Annotated in this window: 8 protein-coding genes and 1 pseudogene; 4 read left to right on the top strand and 5 right to left on the bottom strand. The window is 71.1% G+C overall.

Annotation, left to right across the window (positions count from 1 at the left end; translation table 11 throughout):
• The 4 genes from Q2100_RS27850 to Q2100_RS27835 form a co-directional block, all read left to right on the top strand.
• A partial coding sequence (locus tag Q2100_RS27850; RefSeq protein ID WP_302916642.1) for a GAF domain-containing sensor histidine kinase occupies positions 1-1,372 on the top strand: 1,372 nt, incomplete at its 5' end.
• 57 nt (positions 1,373-1,429) lie between these two features.
• Positions 1,430-2,230: an alpha/beta fold hydrolase gene (locus tag Q2100_RS27845; RefSeq protein ID WP_269895665.1), complete on the top strand. Its 801-nt coding sequence runs from the start codon at positions 1,430-1,432 to the stop codon at positions 2,228-2,230.
• Positions 2,227-3,405: a PP2C family protein-serine/threonine phosphatase gene (locus tag Q2100_RS27840; protein ID WP_302916641.1), complete on the top strand. Its 1,179-nt coding sequence runs from the start codon at positions 2,227-2,229 to the stop codon at positions 3,403-3,405. Before Q2100_RS27845 ends, Q2100_RS27840 begins: the two co-directional genes overlap by 4 nt.
• Positions 3,402-4,943: an AMP-binding protein gene (locus Q2100_RS27835; protein WP_302916640.1), complete on the top strand. Its 1,542-nt coding sequence runs from the start codon at positions 3,402-3,404 to the stop codon at positions 4,941-4,943. The genes Q2100_RS27840 and Q2100_RS27835 overlap by 4 nt, the downstream gene beginning before the upstream one ends.
• Here the strand turns inward: Q2100_RS27835 and Q2100_RS27830 are convergent.
• From Q2100_RS27830 to Q2100_RS27810, 5 genes and pseudogenes are all read right to left on the bottom strand, one after another.
• The gene (locus Q2100_RS27830) at positions 4,913-5,713 is read right to left on the bottom strand and encodes a glutaminyl-peptide cyclotransferase (protein WP_302916644.1); all 801 of its coding nucleotides are present in this window, start codon (positions 5,711-5,713) and stop codon (positions 4,913-4,915) included. The genes Q2100_RS27835 and Q2100_RS27830 overlap by 31 nt on opposite strands.
• A 31-nt stretch (positions 5,714-5,744) precedes the next feature.
• On the bottom strand, positions 5,745-6,200 hold the full coding sequence (locus Q2100_RS27825; RefSeq protein WP_302916643.1) for a nuclear transport factor 2 family protein: 456 nt from the start codon (positions 6,198-6,200) through the stop codon (positions 5,745-5,747).
• Between the two features lie 7 nt (positions 6,201-6,207).
• Positions 6,208-6,435 (bottom strand): hypothetical protein, encoded by a 228-nt coding sequence (locus Q2100_RS27820; protein ID WP_264014519.1) that lies wholly within the window; start codon positions 6,433-6,435, stop codon positions 6,208-6,210.
• A 79-nt stretch (positions 6,436-6,514) separates the two neighbouring features.
• Positions 6,515-7,840 (bottom strand): APC family permease, encoded by a 1,326-nt coding sequence (locus tag Q2100_RS27815; RefSeq protein ID WP_302916639.1) that lies wholly within the window; start codon positions 7,838-7,840, stop codon positions 6,515-6,517.
• A gap of 43 nt (positions 7,841-7,883) precedes the next feature.
• Positions 7,884-8,085, bottom strand: a pseudogene (locus Q2100_RS27810) (SAM-dependent methyltransferase); the annotation flags it as partial.

The raw sequence follows: 8,085 nt of genomic DNA, 5'->3' as shown, positions 1-8,085 counted from the left end.
CGGCCTGCCCGCGGCGCACCTCGACCTCGACACCCTTGCCGGCGACGACGATCAGACCGCGATCGCGCTGGAGGACGACGGCGAGCCGGTCGGCACGCTGCTGGTCCCCGCCGGCCTGCCCAAACCGGCGCAGCAGCGGGTGCTCCGGATGATCCCCGCGCTGGAGGGCCTGCTGGCCGCGACCCGCGATCGCTGGGCGATCAACGAGGCGCTGGCGGCCAGCCACGCCGAGGTCAGCGCGCTGGCAGCTCAACAGGCGGCGCTGCGAAAGGTCGCGACGCTGGTGGCGCGCGGCGCCGATCCGGCCGAGGTCCATCCGGCCGCGGTGGCCGAACTCGCCACGGGTCTGCAGGTCCAGCACGTCACGCTGGTCCGGTACGAGGCCGACGACCACTGCGTGGTGCTCGCCACCCATGACAGCAGGGACGACGCGACACTCAATGCGGGCGAACGCTTCCCACTCACCGGGGACAGCCTGAGCTCCCAGATCCGCCGAACCGCCGAGCCCGCCCGCATCGACGACTACGCCGAGGCGCACGGGCCGATCGCCGAGCGGATGCGAGCCCTCGGCCTGCGCTCCGGGGTGGGCGCCCCGGTCATCGTCGACGGGCAGGTCCGCGGCGCGCTGCTCGTCGGCTCCGCCGGCCCGCAGCCGATGCCGCCCGAATGCGAGGCGCGGGTCGGGGACTTCGCCGATCTGGTCGCCACCGCGATTCACAACGACGAGAACCGGGCCGAGCTCAGAGCGTCCCGGGCGCGCATCATCACCGCCGCCGACCAGGCCCGGCGTGGCATCGAACGCGACCTCCACGACGGCGCCCAGCAGCGGATCGTGGCGCTGGGGATGGATCTGCGGGCGGTCGAGGCCGCCGTGCCCGCTGACCGGCCCGACATCCGCGACCAGCTCGACCGGGCGGTCACCGGACTCACCGAACTGCACCGGGACCTGCAGGAACTGTCCCGCGGAATCCACCCGGCCATCCTGTCGCGCGGTGGCCTCGGCCCCGCGGTGAAGTCCCTGGCGCGCCGCTCGCCGGTGCCGGTCGCCCTGGACCTCGACCTGGACCCGGCGACCGACCGCGCGCTGCCAGAACAGGTCAAAGTGGCGGCGTACTACGTCGTCGCGGAGTCACTGACCAACGCCGCCAAACACGCGCACGCCGGCGAGGTGACGGTGCGGCTGCGGGCAAGCGGTGACGCGCTACGCCTGTCGGTCACCGACGACGGGGTGGGCGGCGCCAGCACCGGCGGCGGATCCGGGCTGATCGGGCTCAGCGACCGGGTGGCCGCGGTGTCCGGCCGGTTGGAGATCAGCAGCCCGCCCGGCGCCGGAACGGCGCTGGTCGCGACGATCCCGTTGCAGGCGGGCTGAGCGACAACCACCGGGTTCCGCCCTGCACCCGTCGCCGCGGATGCGAAAATGACGTCGATGGATGTGCGCGCGAGGAACAACGTGCAGGTCGTCGGCAACGCCGATGGACCAACCGTGGTGCTCGCGCACGGATTCGGCTGCGACCAGAACATGTGGTGGCGGGTCACCGACCTGCTGTCGGCGGAGTTCCAGGTGGTGCTGTTCGACCACGTCGGTTGCGGCGCGTCGGATCTCTCGGCATGGGACCAGCAGCGCTACGGCTCGCTGCAGGCCTACGCCGAGGACATCCTCGAGGTCCTCGCCGCCCTCGACCTGCGGGAAGCGGTTTTCGTCGGCCACTCGGTGGCCGCCATGATGGGCGTGCTCGCGGTCGGCGCCGACGCGGGCCGCGTCCGCAAGCTCGTGCTTCTGACACCCTCGCCGCGCTACATCGACGACGAGGGCTACCGCGGCGGCTTTGCGCGCAGTGACATCGACGAACTGCTCGAGTCGCTGGAGGACAACTACCTGGGCTGGTCCTACGCGATCGCGCCGACCATCGTCGGGCGGCCCGACCGCCCCGACCTGTCCGAAGAACTGGCGGACAGCTTCTGCCGCACCGACCCGTCGGTCGCGCGGGTGTTCGCCCGCACGACGTTCCTGTCCGACAACCGTTCCGACCTGTCCCGGGTGAGTGTGCCGACGCTGGTGATCGAATGCGCACAGGATGCGCTCGCACCGCGCGAGGTCGGCGCGTACGTCTCGGCTCACATCGAGGGCAGCGAGCTGGTCACCCTCGACACCACCGGCCACTGCCCACAACTGAGCGCGCCCGACATCACCGCCGAGGCGATCGCGGCATTCGCCCGGACGCCGTGACGATCCCCGAACCCGCTGCAGCGCAGCCGGACTGGAACATCGAAGACCTGTACGACAACGCTCCGTGCGGAATTCTGCTCGCCACGGCGGACCGGCGGATCCTCGCGGTCAACGCCACCCTGGCGAATTGGCTCGGCCATTCCCCCGACGGTCTGGTCGGCGTCCCGTTCACCGACCTGTTCACGGCCGGCGGACGGATCCACTTCGAAACCCACTTCGCTCCCCTGCTGCACGCGGCGGGCCACCTGGCCGGGGTGACCCTCGACCTGGTGGCGGCGGACGGCACCCGGCTGCCCATGCTGGTCACCGCCAATGCCGACAGCGGCACCGACGGCCGTCTCGGCCTGTTGCGCATCGCCGTTCAGGACGCCCACGACCGGCGCAGCTACGAACGCGAACTGCTGGCCGAACGCAGGCGCGCCGAGCAGGAGCGCGTGCGGGCGCAACAGCTGGCACGGACGTTGCAGCGCTCGTTGCTGCCGCCGGCGTTGACACCACCGCCCGGACTGGCCGCCGCCGCCTACTACCATCCGGCGTCCGAGGAGGTGAGCGGCGACTTCTACGACCTGTTCCCGCTCAGTCAGGACCGGTGGGCGTTCTTCCTCGGCGACGTCTGCGGCAAGGGTGCCGAGGCGGCGAGCGTCACCTCCCTGACCCGCTACACACTGCGGGCGGCCGCGGTGATCGACGGCGATCCGGTGGCGGTGCTGCACAATCTCGACACGGTCCTCAAGCAGGAACGCGAAGGCGGCACCACGCCGTTCTGCACGGTGCTCTTCGGAGTACTGGAGCGCCGTGCCGGCGGATTCGACGTCCACCTCGCCGGCGGTGGTCACCCGCCGGCGGTGCTGATCTCCGCCGACGGCGGGGTGTACGAGGCGGACTCCGTCGGCGGGATGCCGGCAGGCATCGTGACCGCGGCCCGATTCGTCTCGACGCGAATGCATCTGAGTGCCGGCGACACACTCGTGCTCTACACCGACGGCCTCTCCGAGGCCCGAACCGGCGTGGGCGTCGAACGCTTCAACGACGACGGGGCGCTGCTGCGGTTCGCCGCCGCGCACGCCCCGACCACCCCCGCCGACTTCATCGCCGCGACCCGAACGTTGTTGCAGGGGCTCGGTTCCGGAGTCGAGGACGACGCCGCGGTGCTGGCACTGGGCGTCCCGAGGTGAGCGCACAGCTGTTGCACCACCTGATCGCGGACGCGGCGGCGGTGGCGCCCGAGCGGCCCGCGGTGCTCACGGAGAACGTGTCGGCCACCTTCGCGGAGCTCGACCGGCAGGCCGCCGCGGTGGCGGGCTGGGTCGCCGACCGGTCCGCGCCGGGTGACCGCGTCGCGGTCATCGCCGACAACAGCCTGGCCTACGCGCAGCTGTACTACGGGGTCCCGCGCGGCGGGCGGGTGCTCGCACTGATCAACCAGCGGCTGTCGGCCGCCGAGCAGACCGGCCAGTTGGTGACGGCCTCGCCGGTGGTGCTCGCCGCGGAACGCCGTCACCTGGCGGCGCTCGGAGACGTCGCCGAGCGGGTGCCGTCGATCCGCCACGTCGTCGAGCTGGACTCCGCACAGTGGCGGCAGGTCACCGCCGGGCCTGCCGCGGGCCCGAGCCCGGCGCGGCCCGACGACCCCGCCTGGCTGCTGTTCACCAGTGGGTCGACCGGAACCCCGAAGGGCGTCCTGCACACCCACCGCTCGGTGCTGGCCGCGGTGCGCGGCACCATCGTGGGGCGGGCGGTGACCCGGGGTGTGTACCTGTTGCCGTTCCCGATGTGTCACATCGCCGGCTACAACATGCTGGTCCACCACGGCGCCGGGTCCAGTGTGGTGCTGATGGCGAAGTTCTCGCCCACGGCGTTCGCCGACGCCGTGGCGACCCACGGGGTGACGTCCTGCTCGCTGGCGCCGACGATGCTGCACGGCCTGCTCGACCACCTGGACCGCACCGGGACGGCGCTGCCGACGCTGAAGTCGGTCGCCTACGGATCGGCCGCGATCCCCGCCGACCTGCTGCGCCGGGCGATCGCCGTGCTGCGGGTCGACTTCCACCAGGGCTACGGGATGACCGAGACAGCGGGCAACGTCACCTTCCTCGGCCCCGACGAACACCGCGCCGGTGCGTCCGCGCCGTCGGTGCTGGCCACCGCGGGCCGTCCGCACCCCGGCGTCGAGGTCGCGGTCGTCGACGACGGCGGCCGTCCGGTGCCTGCCGGCGCAACCGGTGAGATCGTGGTCCGCGGCGAGCAGGTCACCCCCGGCTACTGGCCGGACTCGACACCGGCCACCGCGGACGGGTGGCTGCGCACCGGCGACGTCGGCCGCCTCGACGACGCCGGCCGGCTGATGGTGGTCGACCGCCGCAAGGACGTGATCGTCACCGGCGGTGAGAACGTGTCCTCACGCGAGGTGGAGGACGTGTTGTCGACCCATCCCGACGTCGCCGCCGTGGCGGTGGTGGGCGTTCCGGACGCCTACTGGGGCGAGGCGATCTGTGCGGTGGTGGTGCCGCGCGCGGGGAGCCTGCCGACAGCGGACGACCTGATCGCCCACGTGCGGGCCCGGCTGGCGCCGTTCAAGCGGCCGCGCCACGTCGTGCTGGTCGACGAGCTGCCGCTGACGTCGAACGGCAAGGTCGCCAAACCTGTTCTGCGGCAACGCGTGTTGCTTGACGTCACGAACGGTCAGCCGACGGGGTCGAACCGCACCCGGTAGCTGGCCGGCCAGTTCTTACCGGTCAGCAGGTACTCGCCGCCGCCGGTGTGGGCGATGCCGTTGAGCACCTGCACGGCGGGTTCGCCGTCGCGCAGGACGGCGCCGTCGGCGCTCGCGGCGACCGTCGCCGAGGAGAGATCGATGCGGACGATCTCGTCGGTGGGCCAGACGTTGGCCCACACCTGGCCGTCGACACATTCGAGCTCGTTGAGTCCGGTGGCGGGCGCGCCGCCCGGGCGGGTGATCTGCACCGAGCCGGTCTCGGTGAAGTCGCGCGGGTCGATGAACCGCAGCCGGTCGCTGCCGTCGCTGAGCACGAGCCGGTCCCCGTCGCGGCACAGGCCCCACCCCTCGCCCGTGAGCGGCACTTCCCGCCGCGGGGTCAGCGAGGCGCGGTCCCACTCGATCGCCACCCCGTCGCGGTAGGTGACCTGCCAGACACGGTCGCCGACGACCGTGATGCCCTCCCCGAAGTATCCGCCGGGCAGCGGCGCGGCGCGGCGGACGGCGCCGGTGGCGGGGTCGAGTTCGCGCAGCTCGGACTGCCCGGACAGGCCGGTGCTCTCGTAGAGCGCCGACCCGTCGGCGCCGGGGGCGATCTCGAGGCCTTCGGTGTAGGCCGAGGTGTCGTGCGGGAGCTCGCCCAGCACGGTGACGGTCAGGTCGGCCGGCGGCGGGACGGCGTGTGCGTCGGAACAGCCGGCGGCCGAGGCGACCACGGCCGCGCAGAGCGTGGCGAGGAGGCGGCGTGATGTGGACATCACCGTCATGATGCCCGAATCGGGGCGGTTCGACACCCGGTCAGTGCATCGAGGACGGCGACGCCATCGTCGAGTCGGATGCCCGCCAGTCGGTGGACACGAACCGGCGTTGGATGAGCCACTCACCGTCGTGCGGTGTCAGGGTGTCGCGGTAACGTCCGCAGTGATCCAGCCCGATCTCGGTGATGACGGTGAAATACGATGCGACGAGCGCGCTTTCGGGTGTCAGCTGGAGGAACTGGGTGTTGGACAGGTTGTGCCGGACGATGCGTCGCAGGTCCGGTGCCGATCCAGGGCGCGCGGGGGCGGTGACGCCGCCGAGGAAGGCGGCGATCTCCCTGCGCCCGGACATCGTGGCGACGTTCCGCACCTCGAGGGTGCCGTCCGGGCAGAAAGTCCGGGTCAGGTCGTCGATCCGGCCGGCGTCACCGGCCCAGTGGTAGCGGGCGAGGGTGTCACGAATCTGCTCGCGCGCCACCAGTTCCCAGTGATCCACCACCGAGTCAGACGGCCATCACAACTTCGTAGGACACGGCGTAGCGGCAGACGCCCTGTTGCGGCCGGAACAGGCATCCGCCGTTCTGCGACCACGCCACGATGCGGCGCAACTTCTTGTGGGAGGGAAGACGTTTGGTGATCGTGTCGGCGAGCGCGGCACGAAGTTGTTCGTAGTGGCGGGATTCCAGGTCGCGTGAGACCAGAACGTCCCAGGCTGTTTCCTCTACGGGCATCGTCTCAGTGTGGGCTTCCTGCAGGTGAGTCCGCGCATTTGACCGCCGTGTCGGCTGTTGTTATCGAAATGTGTCCTGCTCACGCTGCGGCGCGTCGCGTGCTCCATTTCGCCACCAGGTGCAGCACGGCGCCGACGGCCAACAGGATTCCGGCGTACATCCACACCTGTCCGCTCTGCTGGGTCAGCAGCAGCACACACGACGCGACGCCGAGTACGGGCACGGCGGTCCATACCCGAAAGTGGTCGTGCTCCACGGTATCCCGGCGCAACACCAGGACCGAGACATTCGTGGAGATGAAGACGAACAGCAGTAGCAGCACCACGGTCTCGGCCAGCGTCTGCAGTTCACCGACCAGCGTGAGCATCATGGCCACCACGGTGGTCGCCACGATCGCGGCCCACGGTGTGCGCCGGTTGGGCAGCACCTTGGCCAGCGCACCGGGCAGCAGACCTTCCTGCGCCATGCCGTACGTCAGCCGGCTGGACATGATCATGGTGAGGAGTGCGCCATTGGCGACCGCGACGAGCGCGATGGCGCTGAAGAGCCAGTCCGGAACGCCCACGCCGGTGGCGGACACGACCGCGAGCAGCGGGCCCGACGACTCCGCCAACTCACTGTCCGGCAGCGCGATGGCGCTCGCGACACCGACGAGCGCGTAGACGACACCCGCAGCCACCAGCGCGCCGAACAACGCCCGCGGGTACACCCGGCTGGGGTCGCGAATCTCCTCGACGACGTTCGCCGACGTCTCGAAACCGACGAACGAGTAATAGGCGATGATGGCGCCGCCCAGGATGGCCAGCGCCGGATTGGCGCCGTCGGGGAACTGGCCGATGCGCGAAACGTCGCCGCCGCCGCGACCGAGCATGACGGCCACCGTGACGACGACGATCACCAGGCCTGTCACCTCGATACACGTCATCACGACGTTGCTCTTGAGCGATTCGCTGATCCCCCGCGCGTTCAGGCAGCCGATCAGCACGAGGAACACCAGTGCGGCGGGCACCGCAGGCACCGGCACGAACGTCGTCAGGTAGTCGCCGGAGAACGCCAGCGCCAGACCCGCGGCACTCGTCACGCCCGCCGCCAGCATGCTGAAGCCCACCAGGAAGGACACCAGGGGCCGCTTGAACGCACGCTCGGCGAACACCGCCGCGCCGCCGGCCTTCGGATACTTCGTCACGAGTTCGGCGTAGGAACCGGCGGTCAGCAGTGCCAGCAGCAGCGCCAGCACCAACGGCGCCCACAGCACCCCGCCGACCTCGCCGGACAGCTTGCCCATCAGGGCGTAGATGCCTGCGCCGAGCACGTCGCCGAGAATGAACATGAACAGCAGCGGCCCGGTGATGCGGCGTTTGAGCGGCGGCGGCTGGTCGGTCTGCTGCGGCGCTTCGGCTGTCATCGGCTGCTCCCCCTTGCGGCGTATGGCCGTGGGGGTATTGCCCTCAGGACGGCGAAGTATGCCTACCCAGCAGCCATGCGTGTCCGTCGGCTTCGCCGGCGACGAGGATGTCGAGGTCGCCGAACGCCTCGGTCAGCTCGCCGCGGGCCGCGCGGAACGGCCCCGGCGACGCACCCACCTCGCTGAGTGCGGTGACCGCCAGCAGGCCACCGGGCGCCAGCCGGGCCCGTATCGGCCGGTCGAGG

The sequence above is a fragment of the Mycolicibacterium arseniciresistens genome (assembly GCF_030519285.1).
In the GTDB taxonomy this organism is placed as follows: Bacteria; Actinomycetota; Actinomycetes; order Mycobacteriales; family Mycobacteriaceae; genus Mycobacterium; species Mycobacterium arseniciresistens.
The sequence above is the reverse complement of the archived record's forward strand: the minus strand, read 5'-3'. Positions and strand labels throughout refer to the sequence as shown.

Bases quoted from the DNA above. Each gene is read 5' to 3' on its own strand.
- Q2100_RS27845 (WP_269895665.1), top strand. From the start codon at position 1,430: ATGGATGTGCGCGCGAGGAACAACGTGCAGGTCGTCGGCAACGCCGAT.
- Q2100_RS27830 (WP_302916644.1), bottom strand. From the start codon at position 5,713: ATGACGGTGATGTCCACATCACGCCGCCTCCTCGCCACGCTCTGCGCG.
- Q2100_RS27820 (WP_264014519.1), bottom strand. From the start codon at position 6,435: ATGCCCGTAGAGGAAACAGCCTGGGACGTTCTGGTCTCACGCGACCTG.
- Q2100_RS27815 (WP_302916639.1), bottom strand. From the start codon at position 7,840: ATGACAGCCGAAGCGCCGCAGCAGACCGACCAGCCGCCGCCGCTCAAA.